At 68.5% G+C, this 24,621-nt stretch carries 25 protein-coding genes; 9 read left to right on the top strand and 16 right to left on the bottom strand.

Annotated features, from left to right (window positions below; translation table 11 throughout):
- Window positions 1-54 precede the first annotated feature (54 nt).
- A complete protein-coding gene (locus tag HQ308_RS16700) occupies window positions 55-402 on the top strand; it encodes a metalloregulator ArsR/SmtB family transcription factor (RefSeq protein WP_027505729.1) in 348 nt (115 codons plus the stop codon).
- Window positions 399-803, top strand: a complete 405-nt coding sequence (locus HQ308_RS16695; RefSeq protein ID WP_027505728.1) for a Fur family transcriptional regulator — start codon at window positions 399-401, stop codon at window positions 801-803. Before HQ308_RS16700 ends, HQ308_RS16695 begins: the two co-directional genes overlap by 4 nt.
- Window position 804: 1 nt before the next feature.
- On the opposite strand, the gene HQ308_RS16690 is transcribed toward HQ308_RS16695, so the two are convergent.
- Genes HQ308_RS16690 through HQ308_RS16675 form a run of 4 tightly spaced genes read right to left on the bottom strand, consistent with a single transcriptional unit; the run spans window position 805 to window position 3,355 of the window.
- Window positions 805-1,209, bottom strand: a complete 405-nt coding sequence (locus tag HQ308_RS16690) for a hypothetical protein (protein WP_027505727.1) — start codon at window positions 1,207-1,209, stop codon at window positions 805-807.
- Entirely contained in the window at window positions 1,206-2,012 is an 807-nt protein-coding gene (locus HQ308_RS16685) for an isoprenyl transferase (protein WP_027505726.1), read from the bottom strand. The genes HQ308_RS16690 and HQ308_RS16685 overlap by 4 nt, the downstream gene beginning before the upstream one ends.
- Window positions 1,963-2,796, bottom strand: coding sequence for a DNA repair protein RecO (gene recO, locus HQ308_RS16680; RefSeq protein WP_027505725.1), 834 nt, complete (start codon window positions 2,794-2,796; stop codon window positions 1,963-1,965). Before recO ends, HQ308_RS16685 begins: the two co-directional genes overlap by 50 nt.
- A gap of 58 nt (window positions 2,797-2,854) precedes the next feature.
- Window positions 2,855-3,355 (bottom strand): SRPBCC family protein, encoded by a 501-nt coding sequence (locus HQ308_RS16675; RefSeq protein WP_222630408.1) that lies wholly within the window; start codon window positions 3,353-3,355, stop codon window positions 2,855-2,857.
- Between the two features lie 139 nt (window positions 3,356-3,494).
- On the opposite strand from HQ308_RS16675, the gene HQ308_RS16670 reads away from it, so the two are divergent.
- Window positions 3,495-5,864 (top strand): FdhF/YdeP family oxidoreductase, encoded by a 2,370-nt coding sequence (locus tag HQ308_RS16670; RefSeq protein ID WP_222647232.1) that lies wholly within the window; start codon window positions 3,495-3,497, stop codon window positions 5,862-5,864.
- Between the two features lie 54 nt (window positions 5,865-5,918).
- Here HQ308_RS16670 and era read toward each other — a convergent pair whose 3' ends face one another.
- From era to hrcA, 7 genes are all read right to left on the bottom strand, one after another.
- Window positions 5,919-6,827 (bottom strand): GTPase Era, encoded by a 909-nt coding sequence (era, locus tag HQ308_RS16665; RefSeq protein ID WP_027505722.1) that lies wholly within the window; start codon window positions 6,825-6,827, stop codon window positions 5,919-5,921.
- Window positions 6,814-8,151 carry a hemolysin family protein gene (locus tag HQ308_RS16660; protein WP_222638418.1) on the bottom strand — a complete coding sequence of 446 codons (1,338 nt, stop codon included), beginning with the start codon at window positions 8,149-8,151 and terminating at the stop codon, window positions 6,814-6,816. The genes era and HQ308_RS16660 overlap by 14 nt, the downstream gene beginning before the upstream one ends.
- Entirely contained in the window at window positions 8,148-8,711 is a 564-nt protein-coding gene (gene ybeY, locus HQ308_RS16655; RefSeq protein ID WP_027505720.1) for an rRNA maturation RNase YbeY, read from the bottom strand. The genes HQ308_RS16660 and ybeY overlap by 4 nt, the downstream gene beginning before the upstream one ends.
- A 52-nt stretch (window positions 8,712-8,763) precedes the next feature.
- Window positions 8,764-9,783: a PhoH family protein gene (locus HQ308_RS16650; protein ID WP_056446329.1), complete on the bottom strand. Its 1,020-nt coding sequence runs from the start codon at window positions 9,781-9,783 to the stop codon at window positions 8,764-8,766.
- A gap of 340 nt (window positions 9,784-10,123) precedes the next feature.
- Entirely contained in the window at window positions 10,124-10,885 is a 762-nt protein-coding gene (locus HQ308_RS16645; protein WP_027505718.1) for a 16S rRNA (uracil(1498)-N(3))-methyltransferase, read from the bottom strand.
- An 18-nt stretch (window positions 10,886-10,903) separates the two neighbouring features.
- The gene (gene dnaJ / locus HQ308_RS16640) at window positions 10,904-12,055 is read right to left on the bottom strand and encodes a molecular chaperone DnaJ (RefSeq protein ID WP_222647230.1); all 1,152 of its coding nucleotides are present in this window, start codon (window positions 12,053-12,055) and stop codon (window positions 10,904-10,906) included.
- 73 nt (window positions 12,056-12,128) lie between these two features.
- On the bottom strand, window positions 12,129-13,172 hold the full coding sequence (gene hrcA, locus HQ308_RS16635) for a heat-inducible transcriptional repressor HrcA (RefSeq protein WP_027505716.1): 1,044 nt from the start codon (window positions 13,170-13,172) through the stop codon (window positions 12,129-12,131).
- 107 nt (window positions 13,173-13,279) lie between these two features.
- Between hrcA and HQ308_RS16630 the strand changes: the two genes are divergently transcribed.
- On the top strand, window positions 13,280-13,585 hold the full coding sequence (locus tag HQ308_RS16630; protein ID WP_027505715.1) for a type II toxin-antitoxin system VapB family antitoxin: 306 nt from the start codon (window positions 13,280-13,282) through the stop codon (window positions 13,583-13,585).
- A 7-nt stretch (window positions 13,586-13,592) separates the two neighbouring features.
- Here HQ308_RS16630 and hemW read toward each other — a convergent pair whose 3' ends face one another.
- Window positions 13,593-14,864 carry a radical SAM family heme chaperone HemW gene (gene hemW, locus HQ308_RS16625; RefSeq protein WP_222647228.1) on the bottom strand — a complete coding sequence of 424 codons (1,272 nt, stop codon included), beginning with the start codon at window positions 14,862-14,864 and terminating at the stop codon, window positions 13,593-13,595.
- A 202-nt stretch (window positions 14,865-15,066) separates the two neighbouring features.
- Here hemW and HQ308_RS16620 point away from each other — a divergent pair, with 202 nt between their 5' ends.
- The 5 genes from HQ308_RS16620 to HQ308_RS16600 all read left to right on the top strand — a co-directional run bounded on the left by HQ308_RS16620 (window position 15,067) and on the right by HQ308_RS16600 (window position 20,805).
- Window positions 15,067-16,767 carry a nitrite/sulfite reductase gene (locus tag HQ308_RS16620; protein WP_056445789.1) on the top strand — a complete coding sequence of 567 codons (1,701 nt, stop codon included), beginning with the start codon at window positions 15,067-15,069 and terminating at the stop codon, window positions 16,765-16,767.
- 70 nt (window positions 16,768-16,837) lie between these two features.
- Entirely contained in the window at window positions 16,838-17,569 is a 732-nt protein-coding gene (locus HQ308_RS16615; protein ID WP_027505713.1) for a phosphoadenylyl-sulfate reductase, read from the top strand.
- Window positions 17,566-18,492 (top strand): sulfate adenylyltransferase subunit CysD, encoded by a 927-nt coding sequence (gene cysD / locus HQ308_RS16610; protein WP_222647227.1) that lies wholly within the window; start codon window positions 17,566-17,568, stop codon window positions 18,490-18,492. The genes HQ308_RS16615 and cysD overlap by 4 nt, the downstream gene beginning before the upstream one ends.
- Window positions 18,492-20,249: a GTP-binding protein gene (locus HQ308_RS16605; protein ID WP_222647225.1), complete on the top strand. Its 1,758-nt coding sequence runs from the start codon at window positions 18,492-18,494 to the stop codon at window positions 20,247-20,249. The genes cysD and HQ308_RS16605 overlap by 1 nt, the downstream gene beginning before the upstream one ends.
- Before the next feature lie 73 nt (window positions 20,250-20,322).
- The gene (locus tag HQ308_RS16600; protein WP_222647223.1) at window positions 20,323-20,805 is read left to right on the top strand and encodes a hypothetical protein; all 483 of its coding nucleotides are present in this window, start codon (window positions 20,323-20,325) and stop codon (window positions 20,803-20,805) included.
- Window position 20,806: 1 nt separating this feature from the next.
- Here the strand turns inward: HQ308_RS16600 and HQ308_RS16595 are convergent, their stop codons facing one another.
- The 4 genes from HQ308_RS16595 to HQ308_RS16580 are packed head-to-tail and all read right to left on the bottom strand — an operon-like array spanning window position 20,807 to window position 24,544.
- Window positions 20,807-21,853, bottom strand: a complete 1,047-nt coding sequence (locus HQ308_RS16595; RefSeq protein WP_051613350.1) for a sulfate/molybdate ABC transporter ATP-binding protein — start codon at window positions 21,851-21,853, stop codon at window positions 20,807-20,809.
- Window positions 21,850-22,653: a sulfate ABC transporter permease subunit CysW gene (cysW, locus tag HQ308_RS16590; protein ID WP_027505710.1), complete on the bottom strand. Its 804-nt coding sequence runs from the start codon at window positions 22,651-22,653 to the stop codon at window positions 21,850-21,852. Before cysW ends, HQ308_RS16595 begins: the two co-directional genes overlap by 4 nt.
- Window positions 22,650-23,522 (bottom strand): sulfate ABC transporter permease subunit CysT, encoded by an 873-nt coding sequence (cysT, locus tag HQ308_RS16585; RefSeq protein ID WP_222647221.1) that lies wholly within the window; start codon window positions 23,520-23,522, stop codon window positions 22,650-22,652. Before cysT ends, cysW begins: the two co-directional genes overlap by 4 nt.
- A 2-nt stretch (window positions 23,523-23,524) precedes the next feature.
- Window positions 23,525-24,544 (bottom strand): sulfate ABC transporter substrate-binding protein, encoded by a 1,020-nt coding sequence (locus tag HQ308_RS16580; protein WP_222647219.1) that lies wholly within the window; start codon window positions 24,542-24,544, stop codon window positions 23,525-23,527.
- Window positions 24,545-24,621: the final 77 nt, after the last annotated feature.

Here is a 24,621-nt window from a genome sequence, read left to right as displayed (position 1 = left end):
CGAAAGTGGTTACTGTTTCCATTAAGCACCATCCGACAGTGCAGGAGGACCTTCATGAGCATCGACGACACGGTGGTCCCTCCCGCGGCTCCGAGCCCCGTTCCGCTGCCGTCCAAGGACGTGCTGGGCGGAGCGGGCGACCTGCTGCGTGCACTCGCTGCTCCCGTGCGCATCGCGATCGTGCTGCAACTGCGCGAGTCGGAGCGGTGCGTGCACGAGCTGGTCGGTGCGCTGGGCGTGACGCAGCCCCTCATCAGCCAGCACCTGCGTGTTCTCAAGGCCGCGGGCGTCGTCCGCGGTGAGCGTGCCGGACGCGAGGTCCTGTACCGCCTGGTGGACGACCACCTCGCCCACATCGTCGTCGACGCCGTCGCCCACGCTCAGGAGGAGAACCACTCGTGACCGCTCCCCGCACCATCGGTGTGCGCTCGACCAAGCAGCGCAGCGCCATCTCCGAACTGCTGGAGACCGTCGACGAGTTCCGGTCGGCGCAGGAGCTGCACGACGAACTGCGCAAGCGTGGCGACGGTATCGGCCTCACCACCGTCTACCGCACCCTGCAGGCCCTCGCGGACGCCGGCACCATCGACGTCCTGCGGACCGATTCCGGTGAGTCCGTCTACCGCCGGTGCTCCGACGGTCACCACCACCATCTGGTGTGCCGCGACTGCGGCTTCACCGTCGAGGTGGAAGGTGCCGCCGTGGAGCGCTGGACCAAGTCGGTGGCGTCGAAGCACGGTTTCAGCGACGTCAGCCACACCGCCGAGATCTTCGGCACCTGCAGCGAGTGCGCCGCGCGATGAGTCACGGCACCAGGCCGACGCGCGCCTTCTCCACACCCGAGAGCACCAGGACGAGCATCGTCATGAGTGGTTCGTCGTCGAGACCCGACGCCGGGAACGTGTAGCGCATCACGACGTCGGCCTGCGACCCGTGCGTCGTGAGCGAGATCGAGCCGAACTGGGACTCGCTGTTGCGCACCGCCACTCGCGCCCGCAGCGTTCCCGACGACGGACGGTCCCAGGCCAGCACGGCCGTCAGAGCGAGCACCTCGAGTCCCGGACTCAGAGCGACCGCACGCAGCGAGCAGAGTGCGCCCGCGTAGCTGAACCCGAGCGATCCGTCGTCGCCCACGGACACGTCCGCGAACTGTCCGAGTGCCAGCCGGGCACGGTCCTGCAGGGCCGCCACGATGTCCTGCTCCGTCATTTCACACCACCGAATCTGCGGTCACGCGAGGCGTACTCGACGCACGCAGCCCACAGGTCGCGGCGATCGAAATCGGGAAAGAGCTTCTCCTGGAACACCATCTCCGCGTAGGCGGACTGCCAGATCAGGAAATTGGACGTGCGCTGCTCGCCGGACGGCCGCAGGAAGAGATCGACGTCGGGCATGTCCGGTTCGTCGAGGTACTTCGCGAAGGACGCCTCGGAGATCTTGTCGGGATCGAGCTGTCCGGCTGCTGCGCGACGGGCGATCTCGCGGGCTGCGTCCACGATCTCGGCGCGGCCGCCATAGTTGACGCACATCGTCAGCGTCATGACGGTGTTGTCCTTCGTGAGCTCTTCGGCCGTCTCGAGTTCGTTGATGACGCTGCGCCACAGACGAGGTCGGCGCCCCGCCCAGCGGACGCGCACCCCCATCTCGTGCATCTCGTCGCGGCGGCGGCGGATGACGTCGCGGTTGAAGCCCATGAGGAACTTCACCTCGTCCGGGCTGCGGCGCCAGTTCTCCGTCGAGAACGCGTAGGCGGACAGCCACCGCACGCCGATGTCGATGCATCCGCAGACCGTGTCCATGAGGACGGCCTCGCCGCGCTCGTGACCGGCGGTGCGGGGCAGTCCGCGATCCTGCGCCCAGCGTCCGTTGCCGTCCATGACGAGCGCCACGTGGCGGGGAATCAGCTCCGGCTGCAGGATCGGCGCGCGGGCACCGGACGGGTGCGGATCGGGCGCGCGGACCTCACGCCGGGTGGGCTGCTCGCGTGGACTTCGACGGATCACGGGTCTCATCCTGCCCGACCGGAGTTTCTCCGGCGGGTGCGGACCCGGCGGTCCCGGACCCGCCGCTGCGTTCGACGAACGGGAGGGTGCGGAGTTGCCGTTCGAGATGCCACTGCAGGTGCGCGGCCACCAGACCGCTCGCCTGCACGCGCATCGAGTCGGTCGACGCCTCGGTACCCGCCCAGTCGCCGCTCTGCAGGGCCGACATCAGGTCGAGCACACCCACCGAGGGTGTGCTGGACCCGGCGGGGCGACAGTGGGTGCACACCGCTCCCCCGGCGGAGACGTGGAACGCGCGATGCGGACCGGGCGCAGCGCACGTCGCGCACTCGTCCAGCGACGGAGCCCACCCGGCGAAGTTCATCGCCCGCAGCAGGAACGCGTCCAGCACCAGTTCCGAGTCGCGAGCCCCGGAGGCCAGGGTGCGCAGCGCGCCGACGGTCAGGTGATGCAGACGAGGCGCCGGAGCATGCTCCTCACCCGCCAGTCGCTCGGAGGTCTCGAGGACGGCGCACCCGGTGGTGTAGCGGCCGTAGTCGGCGACGATGTCGGACGCGAACGACTCGACGGTCTGTACCTGGGTCACGATGTCGAGGTTGCGACCGGGATACAGCTGCACGTCGATGTAGGCGAACGGCTCGAGCCGGGCGCCGAACTTCGACGTCGTGCGGCGCACGCCCTTCGCTACTGCGCGCACCAGTCCGTGGCGGCGGGTGAGGAGCGTGACGATGCGGTCGGCCTCACCGAGCTTGTGCTGGCGCAGGACGACGGCATGATCGCGATACGACCTCACACTCCACCTCTGCTCGCCGGCACCGTGTCATTGTCCCACGCAGGACGACCGGGCGAGGTCAGGGAGCGCCGAGCTCGGCCTGCAGATTCGCCAGCGTCCGCGCGATGTTGCGGCGCTGGAAGGACGCGAAGGAACTGCCCCCGGTGGCCACCTTGTCGAACAGCGCGGCAACCGCGTCGGGCCACGGCCGATCGTCCGTCCACGTCTCGGTGACGCGGGTGCCGCCGTCCACTGGCGCGAAGGTGTACTCCCAGCTCGCGTTCCGTGCGCGGACGATCGGCTTGCCGGGTCCGATGACCTCCACCCGGAACGCGAATCGCCGTGCGGGCTCGGCGGCCGTCACCACGCACCGCGTGCTCCACGTCGCCCGGCCGCGCTTGTTGCGGCCGACGAACGTCATGCCCTCGTAGGTACCTCCACGGCGCGGCTCGTCCACCACCGCTCCCGTGTTCTCGGGGCTCCACCGATGCGTCTGCGTCGGATCGCTGACCAGTGCGTAGACCTCGTCGGGCGATGCCGCGACGTCGACGTGATCGGACACGGTGCGAGTTCTCGTCATGGCCTCACGCTAGGCGACGGGTACGGAATCGTCGGCGCGGGTAGACAGGAGTGGAAGCGCGTCGTCCGACCGGTCGTGTCGGCGCCGCGCACTACCCTCGACCAGAGGGGCACGCGCGACATGAAGGAGTGACGGATCGATGACACGCACACACGACTCTCGGGACTACGACGAGGCCGACCTGTCGATCGAGAAGCCGAAGACGCATGCCGCCGGTCCGACCGCCGTCGCCGTCTCGATGAAGCGCTCGCTCGAGCGCATGGGCCCGGTGCGGACTGCACGGACCCTGCTCGACCTGAACCAGGCCGAGGGCTTCGACTGCATGAGCTGCGCGTGGCCCGATCCGGATCCGGGTCACCGTCACGCCGCGGAGTTCTGCGAGAACGGCGCGAAGGCCGTCGCCGAGGAAGCCGACAAGCGCCGCGCCACCCCGGAGTTCTTCGCGCGCCACAGCATCGCCGACCTCGACTCGCACAGTGAGCACTGGCTCGGTCAGCAGGGACGCATCACGCACCCGATGGTCAAGCGGTCGGGCGGCACCCACTACGAGGCGATCGGGTGGGACGAGGCTTTCGACCTCATCGGCGAGGAGCTGCGCTCGCTGCACCCGGACGAGGCCACGTTCTACACATCGGGCCGCGCGTCGAACGAGTCCGCGTTCGTGTACCAGCTCTTCGTTCGCGCGTACGGCACCAACAACCTGCCGGACTGTTCCAACATGTGTCACGAGTCCACGTCGTTCGCCCTGCAGGAGTCGATGGGCATCGGCAAGGCCAGCGTCGTGCTCGACGACGTGTACGGCGCGGACCTCATCATCCTGGCCGGACAGAACCCGGGCACCAACCACCCGCGCATGCTGTCCGCGCTGGAGAAGGCCAAGCAGAACGGCGCCAAGATCCTGGCGATCAACCCGTTGCGCGAGGCCGGCCTCATCAACTTCAAGAATCCGCAGACCCCGCGCGGCATGGTGGGACCCGGCACCGATCTCGAGGACATGCACCTGCCGATCCGCATCAACGGCGACCTGGCGCTCTTCCAGGCCATCGGCAAGCTGCTGGTCGAGTGGGACGCCCTCGATCACGAGTTCATCGAGAAGTACACCAACAACTTCGATCTGTGGAAGCAGCACGTCTCGGCGGTCGACTGGGACGAGGTGGAGACGGTCACCGGTCTCTCCCGAGCCCAGATCACCGACGCAGCGAAGCTCCTGCGCGACTCGAAGGCCACCGTCTTCTGCTGGGCCATGGGCATCACGCAGCACCGCAACGCCGTGAACACCGTCAAGGAGATCACCAACCTCGCGTTCGCTCAGGGCAACATCGGCAAGCCGAACGCGGGTGTGCTGCCCGTGCGCGGTCACTCGAACGTGCAGGGCGACCGCACGATGGGCATCTGGGAGCGGGTACCGAAGCACTTCCTCGACGCACTCGAGAGCGAGTTCGGCTTCGATCCGCCCCGCGAGAACGGTCTCGACACGATCGACTCGATCCGCGGGATGCGCGACGGCAAGGTGAAGTTCTTCCTCGGTCTCGGCGGCAACTTCGCCCAGGCCACGCCGGACAGCACCGTCACCTTCGATGCCATGCGCAAGACGAACATGACGGTGCACATCTCGACGAAGATCAACCGCTCGCACCTCGTCACCGGGGACGTGGCGCTGATCCTGCCGACCAAGGGCCGCACCGAGAAGGACATCCAGGCCAGCGGGCCGCAGTGGATCAGCGTCGAGGACTCGACGTGCTCGGTGCACTCCTCCCGCGGTCCGCTCGATCCGCCGAGCCCGCACGTCAAGTCCGAGGTCGAGATCATCACGCAGATCGCGGAGGCCACGATCGGCGACCGCTACGGTCTCGACTGGAAGGGCATGCGCGACGACTACCGCACCATCCGTCAGCACATCTCGCGGGTGGTTCCGGGATGCGAGGGCTACGAGGTCAACGCTCGGCGCCCCGGAGGCTTCGTCCTCCCCCACCCGCCGCGGGACTCGCGGACCTTCCAGACGGAGTCCGGCCTCGCCGAGTTCTTCGTCTCGCCCATCGAGGCTCTGCAGGTGCCGCCGAAACATCTTCTGCTGCAGACGTTCCGGAGCCATGATCAGTTCAACACCACGATCTACGGACTCAGCGACCGGTACCGGGGAATCGAGGGCGGCCGCCGCGTCGTGTTCGTCAACCGCGGCGACATCGCGGAACTCGGCATGAAGGACGGCGACTTCGTCGACATCACCACCAAGTGGGACGACGACGACGTGGTGCGCGTCGCCGAGAACTTCCGGATCGTCGAGTACCAGACGCCCAAGGGGTCCGCAGCCGCCTACTACCCGGAGACCAACCCGCTGGTTCCGCTGGACTCGTCGGCGACCGACAGCAACTGCCCCACGTCGAAGTCGATCGTCGTCTCGTTGAGTCCGGCCAGGGCCGGCAGCCCGGGAGTGGGGCACGGCGGCCAGGACGCCATGCGCTCCGACGAGCACCACAAGACCCAGACGGAGCCTGAGCACCTGTCCTGAACCTGCACCCGGCTACCGTGTCGCGACGATCGATCGCGGCACGGTAGCGCGGGGTCAGAAGCCCAGCTTGCCCATCTGCTTGGGATCGCGCTGCCAGTCCTTGGCCACCTTGACGCGGAGGTCGAGGTAGATGCGGGTGCCGAGCAGCTTCTCGATCTGACCGCGAGCCGCGGTGCCCACGTCGCGCAGTCGGGCCCCACCCTTGCCGATGACGATCGCCTTCTGCGACTGACGTTCGACGTAGAGAATGGCGTGCACGTCCAGCATCGTGTCCGACCCCTCGCGGGGCCCGACCTCCTCGATGACCACGGCGAGGGAGTGCGGGAGCTCGTCGTGCACTCCCTCGAGCGCTGCCTCCCGGATCAACTCGGCCATGAGGGTCTCCTCCGGCTCGTCCGTCAGCTCACCGTCGGGGTAGAACGCAGGCCCGGGCGGCAGCACCTTCGCGAAGACGTCGACGACGACCTCCACCTGCTCGCCGGACGCGGCGGACACGGGGACCACCTCGCAGTCGGGACCGAGCAGGTTGGAGACGGCGATCAGCTGCTCCATGACGCGCTGCTTGGAGACCTTGTCGATCTTGGTCACCAGACCGACCAGCGCTGTCCTGCCCGCGTTGTGGCGGACCTGCTCCAGGATCCAGCGATCGCCGGGGCCGATCTTCTCGTCCGCCGGGATGCAGAGACCGATGGCGTCGACCTCCGAGTAGGTGTCTCGCACAAGGTCGTTCAGACGCTGCCCGAGCAAGGTCCTCGGCCGGTGCAGGCCCGGGGTGTCCACGAGGATCAGCTGCGCGTGGTCCCGGTGCACGATGCCCCGAATGGTGTGGCGTGTGGTCTGGGGCCGAGAGGACGTGATGGCGATCTTGGCCCCCACCAGGGCATTCGTCAGAGTGGACTTGCCGGTGTTGGGCCGTCCGACGAAGCACACGAACCCGGAGTGGAAATCGTCAGTCTCGGTCATGGTCGATCTCGTCTCTCTCGTCCGGCGACTCGGAGTCCTCGTCGTCGGAGTCCGGTTCGGGAAGCTTCTCGGCGGTCACGGTGCTCACGCGCACTCGTCCGCGCGCATCGGAGCCGCCCTCGGCCACCAGGATCAACCCGTGTGCCTCGACACGGGCACCCGGCAGCGGGACGCGCCCGATCTCGTAGGACAGCAGGCCGCCGACGGTGTCCACCTCGTCGTTGTCGATCTCGATGTCGAACAGTTCGCCGAGATCCTCGAGAGGAAGCCGGGACGACACCCGGAAGCGGCCGTCCTCGAGTTCCTCGATCGGGGCCACCTCGTCGGTGTCGTACTCGTCCGCGATCTCGCCGACGATCTCCTCGAGCACGTCCTCGATGGTGACGAGGCCGGCGACACCGCCGTACTCGTCCACCAGGACGGCCATGTGCTTGCGGTCCCTCTGCATCTCGGCCAGCAGGCTGTCCAGCGGCTTGGAGTCCGGGACGAACACCGCGGGACGCATGACCTCGTCGACACGCACGCTGCGACCACCGTCGGACGACGTGTACGTCTGTTGCACGAGGTCTTTGAGGTAGACGACGCCGAGGATGTCGTCGACGTTCTCGCCGATCACCGGGATCCGCGAATGCCCGCTCCGCACGGCGAGGGTGGTCGCCTGTCCGGCAGACTTGTCACGCTCGATCCACACCATCTCGGTGCGCGGCACCATCACCTCGCGTGCGGAGGTGTCGCCGAGCTCGAACACGGACTGGATCATGCGGCGCTCGTCGTCGGCGACCACGCCGCGCTCCTGCGCCATGTCGACCAGTTCCCGCAGTTCGATCTCGGAGGCGAAGGGACCGTTGCGGAAGCCGCGGCCGGGCGTGATCGCATTGCCGACGAGAATGAGCAACCGGCTCACCGGGCCCAGCAGGATGCCGATGGCGCGCAGCGGGTAGGACGACCCCAGCGAGATGGAGTACGCGTGCTGGCGGCCGAGTGTGCGGGGCCCCACGCCGATGACGACGTAGTCGACCACCACCATGACGCCGGCGGCGATGGCCAGCGCCTGCGCCGGCGCGAGCAGGTCCAGCAACGCTCCGGCGAGCAGAACCGTGGACCCGATCTCGCACAGGATGCGCAGCAGCACCATCAGATTGACGTACCGCGGACGGTCCTCGAGGATGCGGAGCAGTTCGCTCGCCCCGCCCCGAGATTCCTTCACCATCTCCTCGACGCGTGCTGAGGAGACGGTGTTGACGGCGGAGTCGATGGCAGCGAAGAGGCCACCGAGAGGGACGAGGACAACCGCGAGCACGATCAGTGCCGGAGCGCTGGTCACCGGGTCGACTCACCACCGGCATCGGTCCGGGGATTCGCGAAGCCGGTGCTGCCCAACAGTTTCGCGTCCCGCGCAGCCGACAGAGCGTCGCGCTCGGCCTGGCGCAGACTCTCGTACCAGTCCTCGAGGATGCTGTTCTGCAGGCCGAACATCTCCTTCTCCTCGTCCGGCTCCGCGTGGTCGTAGCCGAGGAGGTGCAGCACACCGTGCACGGTGAGGAGTGCGAGTTCGTGCTCGAGCGGGTGCCCGGCCTTCTCGGCCTGGTCCGCCGCGAACGACGGGCACAGCACGATGTCTCCGAGCATCGACGGACCCGGGTCCGGTGAGTCCGGGCGACCGCCCGGCTCGAGCTCGTCCATCGGGAACGACATCACGTCGGTGGGACCCGGCAGGTCCATCCAGCGCATGTGGAGATCGGCCATGGTGGCGGAGTCGACGAGGACCATGGACAGCTCGGCTGCCGGGTGCACGTCCATCTGCGCGATGGCGTAGCGCGCGACCGCGATCAGATCCTCTTCTCCGACGTCCATCCCGGATTCGTTGGAGACCTCGATGCTCATGCGAACACCGTACTAGTGCGCGGCGACGCCCCCGTGCCCGTGCACGCCCACATCAGTGGTGCGCGGCGCGGGGACCGCCACTGCGACGCGCAGCGCGGTTGGCGGACTTGGCGTCCGCGGCGTCGAAACGGTCGTAGGCGTCGACGATGTCGGAGACCAGTCGGTGCCGAACCACGTCGCTGCTGTCGAGCTTGGCGAAGTGGATGTCGTCGATGTCCACCAGGATCTCGGTGGCGGCACGCAGTCCCGAACGCGATCCCCCGGGGAGATCCACCTGGGTGATGTCACCGGTGACGACGATCTTCGAGTTGAAGCCGAGGCGGGTCAGGAACATCTTCATCTGCTCGGCCGTGGTGTTCTGCGCCTCGTCGAGGATGATGAACGCGTCGTTCAGGGTGCGGCCACGCATGTAGGCCAGCGGTGCGACCTCGATGATGCCCGCCTGCATGAGCTTCGGGATGGCTTCGACGTCCATCATGTCGTGCAGCGCGTCGTGGAGCGGACGCAGGTACGGATCGATCTTGTCGTGCAGTGTGCCGGGGAGGAACCCGAGTCGCTCCCCCGCCTCGACGGCCGGGCGCGTGAGGATGATGCGGCTGACCTGCTTCGCCTGCAGAGCCTGCACCGCCTTGGCCATGGCCAGGTAGGTCTTGCCCGTTCCGGCGGGACCCACGCCGAACACGATGGTGTTGGCGTCGATCGCGTCGACGTAGCGCTTCTGGTTCAGCGTCTTGGGCCGGATGGTCTTGCCACGTCGGGACAGGATGTCCAGGCTCAGGACCTCGGCGGGAGACTCGCTCACGCCGCGGCTGAGCATCGCGACGGTGCGCCGCACCGCGTCCGGAGTGACCGGTCCGCCGGCGACCACGACGGCGGCGAGCTCGGTGAGCACCCGCTTGCCGACGGCGATGTCGGACGGTGCCCCCTCGAACGTGACGACGTTGCCGCGTACGTGGATCTCGGCGGAGAGCACCTGCTCGAGCGCCCGGAGGTTACCGTCGGCGGACCCGAGCAGAGGGAACATCACGGCGGGGTCGAGTTCGATGGACTCGGTCACACGCGCCTCGGTCAGAACCGGGCGTGAGGACTGCCGCTTCTGTCCGCGGGACGCACGAGTGGTGTCCTGCGCATCGTCACCTCTGGTGCCGACGAAAGGGATGTTGTCACTCACGTGGTGGCTATGGCCTTCTCTCGGGTTTCGATACTCGGTTCGCCGCGACGGGAACCTCTCACCACTTTAACGTCTCCCCCGAGAAGCGCATTCCAGTATGTCGCGCGCAACCCTCGTAGCTGCCCCTTCCCGCACACGGGCCGGGCGGCGCCAGGTGCTCCGGTTGCAACAACCTGCTCCGGTCACAACAGGAGCGGGTTGCGGAAACCGGAGCACGTGCACCAGCGGCCCGCGCCGCAGATCAAGCAGGGGGCGCGCCGTCCCAGCGATCGGTCAGGACGCCGAGCGCGCCCAACGCCACGGCCGCCGCGGTCGATGTCCGCAGGACGGTCGGCCCCAGGAGCGCGGGCGTCGCGCCGGCACCGACGAGCATGTCGATCTCCGTGTCGTCGAGCCCGCCCTCGGGTCCGACGACGAGCACCACCTCGGGTGCGCCGCGGAACGGGAGGTCCGCGAAGGCCCCGGGCGCAGCCTCGTGCAGCGCGACCACGATGCCCCCACGTGCGACGACGCCCTCGACCAGGCTGCGCACCATCCGAGTGTCGTGCAGGTCGGCGACGTCGGGAACGAAGGCACGCCGCGCCTGCTTGGCGGCCGCGGAGGCAGCGTTCCGCCACTTCGCGACACCTTTGACGGCCTTCGGGCCGTCCCATCGCGACACGCAGCGCAGCGACTGCCACGGCACGATCGCGTCCGCACCCGCCTCGGTCGCCGTCTCGACGGCCAGTTCCGAGCGCTCCGACTTCGGGAGCGCCTGGATCACGGTCACCGTGGGCCGGGGCGGCTCCGCGGTGGTGACGGAGAGCACCGTGAACGAGAGCCGGGCCTTCTCGACGCCGGTGACCTCGACGGCCGCGAGCGAGCCGCGGCCGTCCGACAGCACCAGCCGCTCACCGACGGTCGTCCGGCGCACCGTGGCCGCGTGCCGACCTTCGGCCCCGTCCAACGCGCCCGACTCCCCCGGAGACGGCAGCGGATCGAGGAAGTAGACGGTCGCCGCCACCAGTGGTCCCCCGCCCGATCAGCGACTGAAGGCGTCGCGCAGACGGGAGAACAGTCCCCCGGTGTGCTGCGATGCGGTGGTGACCACCTCGGCGTTGTCGCGTTCGCGGTGAGTGCGCAGTTGCTGCAGCAACTTGGTCTCCGTGGAGTCCAGGCGGGCCGGGACGACCACCTCGAGGTGCGCGTGCAGATCGCCGCGGACACCGCTGCGCAGCTTGGGCATGCCGTGACCGCGCAGGACCTGCACCGAGCCGGGCTGCGTGCCGGGGTCGACGGTGATCGTCGTGGGACCGTCGAGAATCGCGTCGATGCTGACGGACGTGCCCAGGGCGGCGTCCGCCATCGGCACGCGGATGGTGCAGTGCAGATCGTCGCCGTCGCGGACGAACACGTCGTGCGACTTCTCGACCACCTCGGCGTACACGTCACCGGCGGGACCGCCGCCGGGGCCGACCTCGCCCTGCGCCGCGAGGCGGATGCGCATCCCGCTGCCGACACCGGCCGGCACCTTCACGGCCAGCTCGCGGCGGGCACGCACGCGCCCGTCGCCGCCACACTTGCGGCAGGGATCGGGGATCGTCTCGCCCGCGCCGCGGCAGGTGGGGCACGGACGCGCCGTCATGACCTGTCCGAGGAACGACCGCTGGACCGACTGGACCTCGCCGGCACCGTTGCACGTCTCACAGCGGACCGGCGTCGAGTCGCCGTTGGTCCCGGAACCGGTGCACACGTCGCACAGCACGGCCGTCTCGACGGCGATGTGCTTGGTGACGCCGGTGGCGCACTCCTCCAGCGTCAGCGTGGTGCGCAGCAGCGAGTCCGAGCCGGGCTGGACGCGACCGCGGGGTCCGCGGGTGCCGCCGCCGTTGCCGCCGAAGAACGCCTCGAACACGTCGCCCAGTCCGCCGCCGAAGCCGGCACCGCCGAAGCCGCCTGCTCCGCCTCCGCCGCCACTCTCGAGCGGATCGCCACCGAGATCGACGATGCGTCGCTTCTCGGGATCGGACAGCACCTCGTACGCGGAGCTGATGTCCTTGAAGCGGGCCTGGGCCGACTCGTCGGGGTTGACGTCGGGGTGGAACTCACGCGCGAGTTTGCGATACGCGCGCTTGATCTCCTGGTCCGACGCCTTGTTGTCGACGCCCAGAGTTCCGTAATAGTCGCGTGCCACGTGTGTACTCATATCCTCTTGGTGGAAGGTGGGTCGGGAAAAGTTCGGGTGGGGCAGGTGAGTGCACCGGCCGTCATCGTTCGGCCAGCACCTCTCCGATGTATCGAGCAACAGCCGCGACCGACGCGATCGTTCCCGGGTAATCCATGCGAGTGGGGCCGAGCACACCCATACCGCCCAGCACGTTGCCCGCCGAGCCGTAGCCGGTGGAGACCACCGAGGTGCCCCGCATTTCCGGGGCCATGGTCTCCTCGCCGATCCGGACGGTCACTCGGCCGGTGTCCTGGGTCGCCGCGATGAGCTTGAGCACCACGACCTGTTCCTCCAGCGCCTCGAGCACGGAGCGCAGCGACCCCGGGAACCCACTGAGCGCGGCGAAGTCGGCGGCGTTGCGCGTCAGGTTGGCGGTCCCCCCGAGCACGAGCCGCTCCTCCGGGTGTTCGACGAGCGTCTCGACCAGCACGGTCGACGAGCGCACCACGGCGTCGCGCAGATCCTCGGGCGCCGTCTCGGCGAGTTCGGCCACCGCGGCCGACGCCAGGGCGAGACGCTTGCCCTCCAGCGCGCCGCCGAGCAGCGACCGCAGACGCGAGAGGTCCTCGTCGTCGATGACGTCGCCGAGTTCGACGATGCGCTGATCGACGCGGCCGGAGTCGGTGATGAGCACCAGCAACAGTCGCGCCGGCGTCAGGGCCACCACCTCGAGATGGCGGACCGACGACGCGGACAGGGTCGGGTACTGCACGACGGCGACCTGACGGGTCAGCTGGGCGAGCAGGCGAACACCGCGCCGCAGCACGTCGTCCAGGTCGACGCCGGTGTCGAGGAACTGCAGGATCGCCCGTCGCTCCGCCGCGGAGAGCGGCTTGACGTCGGCGATGCGGTCGACGAACTGCCGGTAGCCCTTGTCTGTGGGGATACGACCCGAGCTGGTGTGCGGCTGCGTGATGTAGCCCTCGGCCTCCAGCACGGCCATGTCGTTGCGCACGGTAGCGCTGGACACTCCCAGATTGTGTCGATCGACCAGTGCTTTCGATCCGATGGGCTCCTGCGTCGCGACATAGTCGGCGACCAGGGCACGCAGGACCTCGAAACGTCGATCCTCCGTACTCGACATCGCAACCCTCCTACGCTCGGGACCGGTGGCTGTGCGGGACCAGCCGATTCTAGTCGGCGACGCGCGGGTGCCCCATTCCGCTCGCCCGAGTCACTACTGTGACCGGTGTGATCTTCAAGGGAGTGCGCGACGGCAAGCCGTATCCGGAGCACGGTCTGTCGCTCCGCGACTGGTCCAAGATTCCGCCACGTCAGTTGCGCCTCGACGAGATCGTGACCACCACGAAGGTGCTCGAACTCGACCGTCTGCTGTCCGAGGACAGCACGTTCTACGGGGACCTGTTTCCCCATGCCGTGCATTACCACGGCGTCGTGTACCTCGAGGACGGCCTGCACCGGGCGGTGCGGGCTGCGCTGCGAAACCGTGTCGTCCTGCACGCGCGGGTGTTCGATTACGACGCGATCGGGGCCTGAGCGGCACTCACTCGAGAATGTCGCGCACGACCCCGTCGGCGAGCAACCGCCCACGGTCGGTGAGGACGTACCGATCGCCCAGACGGACGAGCAGTCCGTCGGACGCGATCGAGTCCGCACGGGCCACCTCGTCCGTCGACAGATCACCAGCGGCCATTCCCGCCCGCAGCCGCGCGGTCAACATGACACGTTCCATGTGTTGCTCGTCGCTCGTGAGAGATTCGCTGTCCGCGATCGGCAGCGCCCCGTTCGCCAGCGTCTCCGCGTATCGCGCCGGATGCTTGACGTTCCAGAACCGCGTCCCGTTCACATGGCTGTGTGCGCCGGGACCGATGCCCCACCAGTCACCGCCGTCCCAGTACCCCAGGTTGTGCCGGCACTCCGCACCGTCGCCCCGCGCCCAGTTGGACACCTCGTACCACCCGAAGCCGGCCGCGCCGAGACGCGCGTCGATCCGCTCGTAGCGCGACGCCAGCACGTCGTCGTCCGGAGCCGGGAGCTCGCCCCGGCGCACCCGTCTCGCCAGGGCCGTCCCGTCCTCGACGATGAGCGCGTACGCGGACACGTGGTCGACACCGGCGTCGAGCACCGCCGTCAACGACGCGTCGAGGTCGTCGTCACTCTCTCCCGGCGTTCCGTAGATGAGGTCGAGGTTCACGTGGTCGAACCCGGCCGCCGCCGCTTCCCGTGCCGCGTCCCCGGCGCGTCCCGGGGTGTGGGTGCGGTCGAGGATCGCGAGCACGTGCGGTGCCGCCGACTGCATGCCCAACGACACACGTGTGTAGCCGGCCGCGCGGATTCCGTCGAAGAAGGCCGGCGACGTCGACTCGGGATTCGACTCCGTCGTCACCTCGGCATCGGCCGAGAACGTGAAGGACGAGCGCGCGGCACCGAGGAGATCGGCGAGGCCGTCGGCACCGAGCAGCGACGGCGTTCCGCCGCCCACGAACACGGTGTCGACGCTGGGCACGCTGCCCGACTCCCGCGCGAACGTCGCCGCGGCGAGGTCGAGCTCACGGCGCACCCCGTCGAGCCAGGACTGCGGTGACGCCGACGTTCCGAGCTCCCCGGCGGTGTAGGTGTTGAAGTCGCAGTAACCGCAGCGCGTCGCGCAGAACGGCACATGGAGGTAGAGGCCGAACGGCGCGGCCGGACGATCGACGAACGACTCGGGTGCGAGCACACCGACAGCGGGAGGAGCGAGTGGAACGGGGATCACCGGACCAGTGTCCTCCTCCCTCCTCGTCGACGCCCTGGTCGGGGGAGGCACCCGCGTCATGGCAGAATGGGGCTCATGACAGTCGTGGAGATCATGCTCGTGGCTCGGCGCCACGTCGATCTCGCACGCGTCTGCAGCTGTCTGAGGCCGCTCGTCTGACCCTCCCGCCAGCCCGCACACCCCCCGGCCGGTCAGGGACGAGGTGTGCGGACCAGCCCTCCGAGACACCCCTTCCTGTTCGGCGCCCGACCTTGGAGCGCCCATGACGAACACCCCCGACACCGCTGCGCCGCGCGCACGGTCGACCCGTCCCGCCAAGCGGAGGTCCGAGGGCCAGTGGGCACTCGGCTACCGGGAACCGCTCAACGCGAACGAACAGAGCAAGAAGGACGACAACCCACTCAACGTCCGCGCGCGGATCGAGAACATCTACTCCAAGCAGGGTTTCGACAGCATCGACAAGGCCGATCTGCGCGGACGCTTCCGCTGGTGGGGGCTCTACACCCAGCGCGAGCAGGGCTACGACGGCACCTTCACGGGCGACGAGAACATCGACCTGCTCGAAGCGAAGTACTTCATGATGCGCATCCGCTGCGATGCCGGTGCACTCAGCGCGTTGCAGTTGCGCACTCTGGGTGAGATCTCGCAGGAGTTCGGCCGCGACACCGCCGATCTGTCCGACCGGGAGAACGTGCAGTACCACTGGATCGAGGTGGAGAACGTCCCCGAGATCTGGCGCCGCATCGAGTCGGTCGGTCTGAAGACCACCGAGGCGTGCGGCGACTGCCCGCGCGTCGTGCTGGGCTCCCCGCTCGCCGGCGAGTCGCTCGACGAGGTCCTCGATCCCACGCCCGCCATCGACGAGATCGTCGAGCGCTACATCGGCCGGCCGGAGTACTCGAACCTCCCCCGCAAGTTCAAGACCGCGATCTCCGGCCAGCAGGACGTGGTCCACGAGGTCAACGACATCGCCTTCATCGGGGTGAACCATCCCGAGCACGGTCCCGGCCTCGACGTCTGGGTCGGCGGCGGTCTGTCCACCAATCCCATGCTCGCGCAGCGGCTCGGGGTCTGGGTGCCGCTGCACGAGGTCGCCGACGTGTGGGAAGGCGTCGTCTCGATCTTCCGTGACTACGGGTACCGGCGTCTACGCAACAAGGCGCGGCTGAAGTTCCTGGTCAAGGACTGGGGCGTGGAGAAGTTCCGGGAAGTGCTCGAGACCGAGTACCTGAAGCGGCCGCTTCTCGACGGCCCCGCCCCCGAGAAGCCGACCCGGCCCGTCGACCACGTCGGGGTCCAGAAGCTGAAGAACGGCCTCAACGCCGTCGGACTCGCCCCCATCGCGGGCCGCGTGTCCGGCACGATCCTGACGAAGGTCGCCGACGCGGCCGCGCGGGCAGGGTCGGATCGCATCCGGTTCACCCCGTACCAGAAGCTCATCGTCCTGGACATCTCCGACGAGAAGCTCGAGGACTTCATCGCCGAGATGGACGCGCTGGGTCTGCCGGCGCGGCCGTCCATCTGGCGCAAGAACCTGATGGCGTGCAGCGGCATCGAGTTCTGCAAGCTGTCCTTCGCCGAGACCCGCAAGCGTTCGCAGGTGCTCGTCCCCGAACTCGAGCAGCGGCTGGCCGACGTCAACGCGCAGCTCGACGTCCCCATCACCGTGAACATCAACGGCTGCCCCAACTCGTGCGCTCGTTCGCAGGTCGCCGACATCGGGTTCAAGGGTCAACTGGTGGACGACGGTGACGGCGGACAGGTGGAGGGCTTCCAGGTCCATCTCGGTGGAAGCCTCGGCTTCGACAGTGCCTTCGGCCGGAAGTTGCGCCAGCACAAGGTCACCAGCGCCGAGCTGGGCGACTACATCGACCGGGTCGTCCGCAACTTCGTCAAGCAGCGCGACGAGGGCGAGCGGTTCGCGCAGTGGGCCGTACGCGCCGACGACGCGGATCTGCAGTGAGCGAGCACGGGAATCGCGTGTCCCGCCCTCGCGTTGTCTCCTGGACCGTCCGCCCGCGAAAGGTTGTCTCATGAGCGTCGCCACCCATCGCCACCTGACCGAGTCCGAGCTCCGCGCCATCGCCGAGCGGGGTGCGCGGGAGATGGACGGCGCCTCGGCGGACGAGCTCATGCGCTGGACCGAGGACACCTTCGGCGACGACTACATCGTCGCGTCGAACATGCAGGACGGCGCGCTGGTCCATCTGGCCGCGCAGGTGCATCCGGGTGTCGACGTGCTCTTCCTGGAGACCGGCTACCACTTCGCCGAGACCATCGGTACTCGTGACGCCGTCGAGTCGGTCTACGGGGTCAACGTCATCGACGCGAAGACGACCGTGTCGGTGGCCGAGCAGGACAGGCTCGAGGGCAAGGATCTCTTCGCCCGCGATCCCGCACGCTGCTGCGCACTGCGCAAGGTCGTGCCGCTGAAGCGTGAACTGGCGAACTACAGCGCCTGGGTCACCGGCATCCGCCGCGTCGAGGCACCCACGCGCGCCAACTCGCCGCTGATCTCCTTCGACGAGGCGTTCGGCCTGGTGAAGATCAACCCGATCGCGGCGTGGTCCGACGACGAGATGCAGTCCTACATCGACGAGCACGGCATCCTCGTGAACCCGCTCGTCGACGAGGGCTACCCGTCGATCGGGTGCGCACCGTGCACGGCCAAGCCCGCTCCCGGAGCGGACCCGCGCAGCGGTCGCTGGGCCGGCAGCACCAAGACCGAGTGCGGACTGCACTCGACCGAGGAAGGAACCCGATGACAGCCGCCACGAGCGTGGACGTCACCCACGTCGACGAGCTCCGGGCACTCGAGGCCGAGTCCGTGCACATCATCCGCGAGGTGGTGGCCGAGCTCGAACGACCCGTACTGCTGTTCTCGGCGGGCAAGGACTCCATCGTCCTGCTCCGCCTGGCGGAGAAGGCGTTCCGCCCCTCCCCCGTTCCCTTCCCGGTGATGCACGTCGACACCGGACACAACTTCCCCGAGGTCATCGAGTTCCGCGACCGACGACTCGAGGAGGGCGGCCATCGCCTCGTCGTCGCGTCCGTCCAGGAGTCGATCGACTCCGGTCGCGTCCGCGAGGTCGGCGGGTCCTCCGGCTCACGCAACCGTCTCCAGACCCGGACGTTGCTGGACGCGTTGGAGGAGAACAAGTTCGACGCCGCCTTCGGTGGTGCGCGGCGCGACGAGGAGCGTGCGCGCGCCAAGGAGCGTGTGCTGAGCTTCCGCGACGAGTTCGGCCAGTGGGATCCGCGGGCCCAACGCCCCGAGCCGTGGTCGCTGTACAACGGCCGCATCAAGCGCGGTGAGCAGGTCCGCGTGTTCCCGCTGAGCAACTGGACCGAGCTGGACATCTGGCGGTACATCGAGCTCGAGCAGCTCGAACTGCCGTCCATCTACTTCGCCCACGAGCGCGAGGTGTTCGAGCGCGACGGCATCCTGCTCGCCACCTCGGAGTTCACCTCCCCGACCGAGCACGAGACCGCTGCCGTCGAGATGGTGCGCTACCGCACGGTGGGCGACCTCACCATCACCGGCGCCGTGCGCTCGCACGCCACCGACATCACCGGGGTGATCACGGAGATCTCCGCGGCCACCGTGTCCGAGCGCGGCGAGACCCGCGCCGACGACCGCACGTCCACAGCCGCGATGGAAGATCGCAAGCGCGAGGGGTACTTCTGATGACCATCACCAATCCGCTTCCGGTGTCGGACGTTCCGGTGTCCCCGGCCCCCACCGCCCCGCGTCAGCTGCTGCGCATCGCCACAGCCGGCTCCGTCGACGACGGCAAGTCCACCCTCATCGGGCGGCTGCTGCACGACACGGACAGTCTTCCGCTCGATCACCTCGACGCCGTGACCGACGAGGAGGGCGTGGCCGACCTCGCCGCCCTGTCGGACGGTCTGCGTGCCGAGCGCGAGCAGGGCATCACCATCGATGTCGCCTACCGCTTCTTCTCCACGCCGAGTCGCAGCTACGTCCTCGCAGACACCCCGGGACACGAGCGCTACACGCGCAACATGTTCACGGGAGCCTCCAACGCGAACGTCGCCATCCTGCTCGTGGACGCCCGCGCCGGCGTGTTGCGGCAGACGCGTCGTCACGCCCGGATCGCGACGCTCGTGGGTGTCGACCGCCTGGTGGCGACCGTCAACAAGATGGATCTCATCGACTTCGACGAGTCCCGCTTCCGTGGCGTCGAGCGCGAGCTCGCCGACCTCGGTGCCCGCCTCGGCACGGAGATTCTGGTCATCCCGATCGCGGCGAAGCTGGGCGACAACGTCGTTCGGCCGTCCTCGACCATGCCCTGGTACACGGGCCCCACTCTGCTCGATCACCTCGAGAGCATCGACCTGGTCGCTCCCGCACCGGTCGCCACGGAGCTGCGGTTGCCCGTGCAGTGGGTCTCTCGCCCCACCGACGGCGAACGCCGTCGGTACACCGGCCGGCTGTCCGCCGGCACCGTGCAGATCGGCGACTCGATCGTCGCGCTGCCGTCCGGATCGCGCAGTGTGGTCACGGCGCTCGACACGCTGGACGACGCCCGCGACGTCGCCGTGGCTCCGCTCAGCGTCTCCGTCGAACTGGCCGACGACATCGACGTGGCCCGCGGCGACGTCCTGGTCAGTGGCGAGCCCGACGCCCACCTGCCCACGCTCGCACGGGAATTCGATGCCACCGTGTGCTGGCTGGCGGAGGCACCTCTCGGTGTCGGCGACCGACTGGCGATCAAGCACACCACCACCACGGTGCGCGCGACGGTGCAGCGCATCCACTCGCGACTCGATCCGGAGACGCTCGACGAGCATCCCGGCTCGGAGAACCTGTCGCTCAACGACATCGCACGGGTGACGCTGCGGACCAGTGCGGTGATCGTGACCGACGACTACGCGGACAACCGCGACTCCGGTGCGTTCATCCTGCTGGACGAGCACACGAACGACACCGTGGCCGCGGGCATCATCGAGGGGTCCCGCGCGGTGCTCGACCGCTCGGACACCCCGTCCTGGGTTCCGTCGTCGATCACCCGCGACGAGCGTGTCCGCCGTACCGGTCAGCACGGTGCGACGATCTGGCTCACCGGCCACCCGTCCTCGCACAAGGCCGCCGTCGCCGTCGCGCTCGAGGACGCACTGACCGCCTCCGGTCGCACCGCCTACATCGTCGGCGGTGACAACGTCCGCGGAGTCCTCGACATCGACGCCGCAGCCGGAACCCGCGCCGCGACGGTGCAACTCGCCCGGTTGGCCCGGTTGTTCGCGGATGCCGGAGTGGTCGCGATCGTGCCCATCTCGTCGGCGGACGGCGAGGATCTCGCTGCCGCGCGAGTCGAGATCGCTGCGGCCGGGATCCCGGTCACCGATCACCACGTCGATGCCGACGACACCGCGACGCCGGCCGAGGTCGCGGCAGCCGTGCTGCGCGCATCGAACGCGTAAGGAAGAGACGCCCCCGCGTCGAGACGACGTCAGGAACCGCCGACGACGGCAGTGGAGCATCCAGGGTCGAGTCATGACCTTGCGTGAACTACTGCCGTCGCTGTCGTCTCCGGACGATGCTCGTGCGCTGTGGCCCGGGGAGATTCACACCCACGGGGGCAGGCTGTGTGTCCGAAGCGACGGGCGCGCCGAGACGTTCCTCGACGATCTGTGCGACGAGTACGGCGACGCCGTGGCCGTCCGAGCGGACACCGCGGTGGTGACGGTGACCCGGGTCCGGTCGGTGGACGTGTACCGAGGGCTCCTCCGCGTCGTCACGACCGGTGCCGACTCGGGTGTCGCCCCGGTGTCCGTCCGCGTCGCCTCGCGCCATCCGGTGTGCCGACCGGTTCCGTGTTGCCTCTGCACCCGGTCGGGGCGCTGCGTGTGCCCCGCGCTCGACCTGCCGTCGGACATCCACGCCGGCGACGTGCTGGCGATGGTCACGCGATGCGGTGATCCGGCGTTCCGTGGCCCGACCGTGTGTGTCCGGTCGGGGTGCGTCGACCGCGCGTGAGTCAGCCGGGGATCACCGGCACGCGCGTGGCACGCACGTACACGGTCTCCCCGCTCTGCAGCCCCAGCGCCTCGTTGTCGCCGCGGGTGATCTGCGCGAAGAACAGCTCGTTGGTGGCGCCGTTGCGCAGCTCCACCCGCACCTCGAAGCCCAGGTGCACGACACGCTCGACGGTCGCCCGCAACACCCCCGCGTTCTCGGCCGTGCCGGTCTGCTGCGCGTTCGCGAGATCCGGTGTGCGGCCGACCCGGATGTCGTGCGGACGGACCAGCTGGCCGTTGAGCCGCGACACCTCGCCGAGGAAGGACATGACGAAATCGTTCGCCGGGGTGTCGTAGAGATCGCGAGGAGCGCCCACCTGCTCGATCCGGCCCTTGTTCATGACCGCGATCCGGTCGGCGACGTCCAGCGCCTCCTGCTGATCGTGCGTGACGAGCACCGTGGTGACGTGCACCTCGTCGTGCAGTCGACGGAGCCACGTGCGGAGATCGGCCCGCACCTTGGCGTCCAGGGCACCGAACGGCTCGTCGAGCAGCAGCACCCGCGGGTCCACGGCGAGCGCGCGGGCCAGGGCCATGCGCTGACGCTGGCCACCGGACAGTTGCGCCGGGAAGCGCGTCTGGAAACCCGAGAGGCCGACGATGTCGAGCAGCTGATCGACGCGCTCGTCGATCTCGGCCTTGGGCCGCTTGCGGATCTCGAGCCCGAAGGCGACGTTCTTGCGCACGGTGAGGTGCTTGAACGCGGCGTAGTGCTGGAAGACGAATCCGATGTCGCGCTTCTGCGGACTGACGGTCGTGACGTCGTCGCCGGCGATGACCACCACGCCGGAGTCCAGCTCCTCGAGTCCGGCGATCGACCGCAACAGTGTCGACTTTCCCGACCCGCTGGGCCCCAGCAGCGCCGTCAACGATCCGGACGGGATGTCGAGGGACACGTCGTCGAGAGCCGCGAAGTCGCCGTAGTTCTTCCGCGCTCCCCGGACGGAGATCTCGATGCCGCCCGTGCGCTTCTCTGTCGTCGTGGTCGTCGTCGTCACGGTGCTCATTCCTTGGTTCGCTTGCGGTCCAGAACCGTCATCAGCAACAACACGATGACGGCGACGACCATGAGAAGGGTCGACGCGGCGTACGCGCCCGGTTGGTTGAAGTCCTCGTACCTGGCGTTCACCAGCAGCGTCAGCGTCTGCGAGATGCCCGGCAGGTTGGTGGAGACGATGATGACGGCACCGAACTCGCCGAGCGCGCGGGCGACCGTCAGGACGACGCCGTACGTCAGCCCCCAGCGGATGGCGGGAAGTGTGATGCGCCAGAAGGTCTGCCACGACGTCGCGCCCAGCGTGGCCGCGGCCTCCTCCTGTTCCTGTCCGATCTCGTGCAGCACCGGTTCCACCTCGCGCACCACGAACGGCAGCGTGACGAAGATGGTGGCGAGTACCATGCCGGGCAGCGCGAAGATGATCGTGATGCCCCACTCGGCGAGGAAGCCGAACCAGCCGCCGGCACCCCACAGCAGGATGAGCGCGACACCCACGATGACCGGGGACACCGCGAACGGGAGATCGACGACCGCCTGCACGAGACCCTTGCCACGGAAGTTGCCGCGCGCGAGAGCCAGGGCCGTGACGACGCCGAACACCACGTTCAGCGGCACGACGATCGCGACGATGATCAGCGACAACTGCAACGCCGACTGTGCGGCCGGTGTGGTGATGAGCTGGAAGAACGAGACGATGCCGTTCTCGAACGTGCGGTACAGGATCGCGCCCAGCGGGAACACCACCAGCACGGCCAGATAGAGCAGCGCGACCGTACGGAGGCTCAGTCGAGTTCCGGTGGACAGCTTCACTTCTGCTCCTCCCGCCGGGCGAGGCGGCTACCGGAGATGCGCAGCACGAACAGCACCACGAAGGCGATGAGCAACAGCACCACCGAGATTGCGGCCGCGTCGACGGGCTGATCGGTCTCGATCTGCTCGCGGATGAGCTGCGACGCGATCTGCGTCTCGCCGGGAATGTTGCCACCGATGAGGACGACGGATCCGAACTCGCCGAGTGCCCGCGAGAAGGCCAGTCCGGCACCCGAGAGGATCGACGGCAGCAGCACCGGCAGCACGACCCGCCGGAAGATCACCAGATTGCTCGCACCGAGAGAGGCGGCCGCTTCCTCCACTTCCTGGTCGAGCTCGATGAGGACCGGCTGCACCGCGCGGACGACGAACGGCAGCGTGACGAAGGCGAGGGCGAGCACGACACCGGCCTTGGTGGCGTTCAACGTGATGCCCACCGGACTCATCGGCCCGTACAGCGACAGGAGCACCAGGCTCGCGACGATGGTGGGCAGGGCGAACGGCAGGTCGATCAGCGCGTTGACGACGGACTTGCCCGGGAAGTCGTCGCGCACCAACACCCAGGCGATGACAGTGCCCATCACCACGTTGATCAGCGCCGCCACCACCGAGACCTGCACCGTCACGCGCAGGGTGGCCAGCGCCCGCGGATCGGTGACCGCGTCCCAGAACTCGGCGGGTCCGTCGGACAGGGAGCGACTCAGCACGGCTGCCAGGGGCAGCAGGACGATGATCGAGAGCCACAGGACGACGGTGCCGAGCGTGAGCGATCCCCCGGGAAGATGGGAGGCCGGCCGGCGAGAGGCGGGAAGGCCGGAGGTCGGCCGGCGAGAGAGGAACTTTCGCCGACCGGCGACCTCTGTCGTCATGGTCAGCTCGATGCCTTGTAGATCGCGTTGATGGCACCGTTCTCGCCGAACAGGTCACTGTCCACCGCAGCCCAGCCACCGAGATCGTCGATGGTGTACAGCTTCTGCGGCGTCGGGAACTTATCGGTGTAGTCGGCGGCGACTGCGGGGTCGACGGGACGGAAACCGCTGTCGGCCCAAATCTTCTGGCCGTCCGCGGTGTAGAGGTAGTCGTTCAACGCGTTGGCCTGCTCGAGATTCGCGCTGGAGTTGACGACCGCGACGGGGTTGTCGATGCGGAAGGTCTGGTCCGGAACGATGTGCTCCACCGGCTGACCCTGCCCCTCGAGCAACAGCGCCTCGTTCTCGTAGCTGAGCAGGACGTCGCCCTGGCCCTGGAGGAACGCCTCGGACGCGGAGCGGCCGGAGTCGGGCTGCACCGGGAAGTGCTTCACCAGTTCGGTGACGTAGTCCAGGCCGGCCTGGCGATCCTGGCCGCCGTTGCTCACGGAGGCGTAGGGCGCCAACAAGTTCCACTTCGCCGAGCCGGAGCTGAGCGGGCTGGGGCTGATGACCTGCACGTCGGGGCGGATCAGGTCCTCCCACGTGCGAATGTTCTTCGGGTTGCCCGGTCGCGTCACGATGGACACCACGGAGCCGAACGGCACGCCACCGTAGGCGTTCTGGTTCCAGGCCTCGTCGACCTTGCCGGCCTTCACCAGTCGGGTGACGTCGGGCTCGACCGAGAAGTTGACGATGTCGGCAGGTGCGCCGTCGGCGACCTTGCGCGACTGGTTGCCCGAGGCGCCGTAGTCGGCGTTGATGGTGACGTTGTCACCGTTCTCGGTGGAGGTGAACGCGGCGCCGATGGCATCCCACCCGTTCTTGGGCACGGCGTACCCGACGAGGGTGAGCGACGGACCGGACGTGGACGCGGCGGACTCACCGACGGTGTCGGAGGACCCGGTGGAGCACGCGGTCAGGGTGAGGGCGGCCGCGACGGCGGCGGCGGACAGCAGGCGGACACGACGTGATGGGAACACGGTGGACCTCTCGAGGAGTGCGGCACACGCAAGGGCGCGGCGGCACGGACATGAACAGCGGTGATGGACGGAACTGA

This window comes from Rhodococcus sp. BP-241 (genome assembly GCF_019836145.1).
GTDB lineage: Bacteria > Actinomycetota > Actinomycetes > Mycobacteriales > Mycobacteriaceae > Rhodococcoides.
This window is presented reverse-complemented; position numbering and strand designations above follow the sequence as displayed.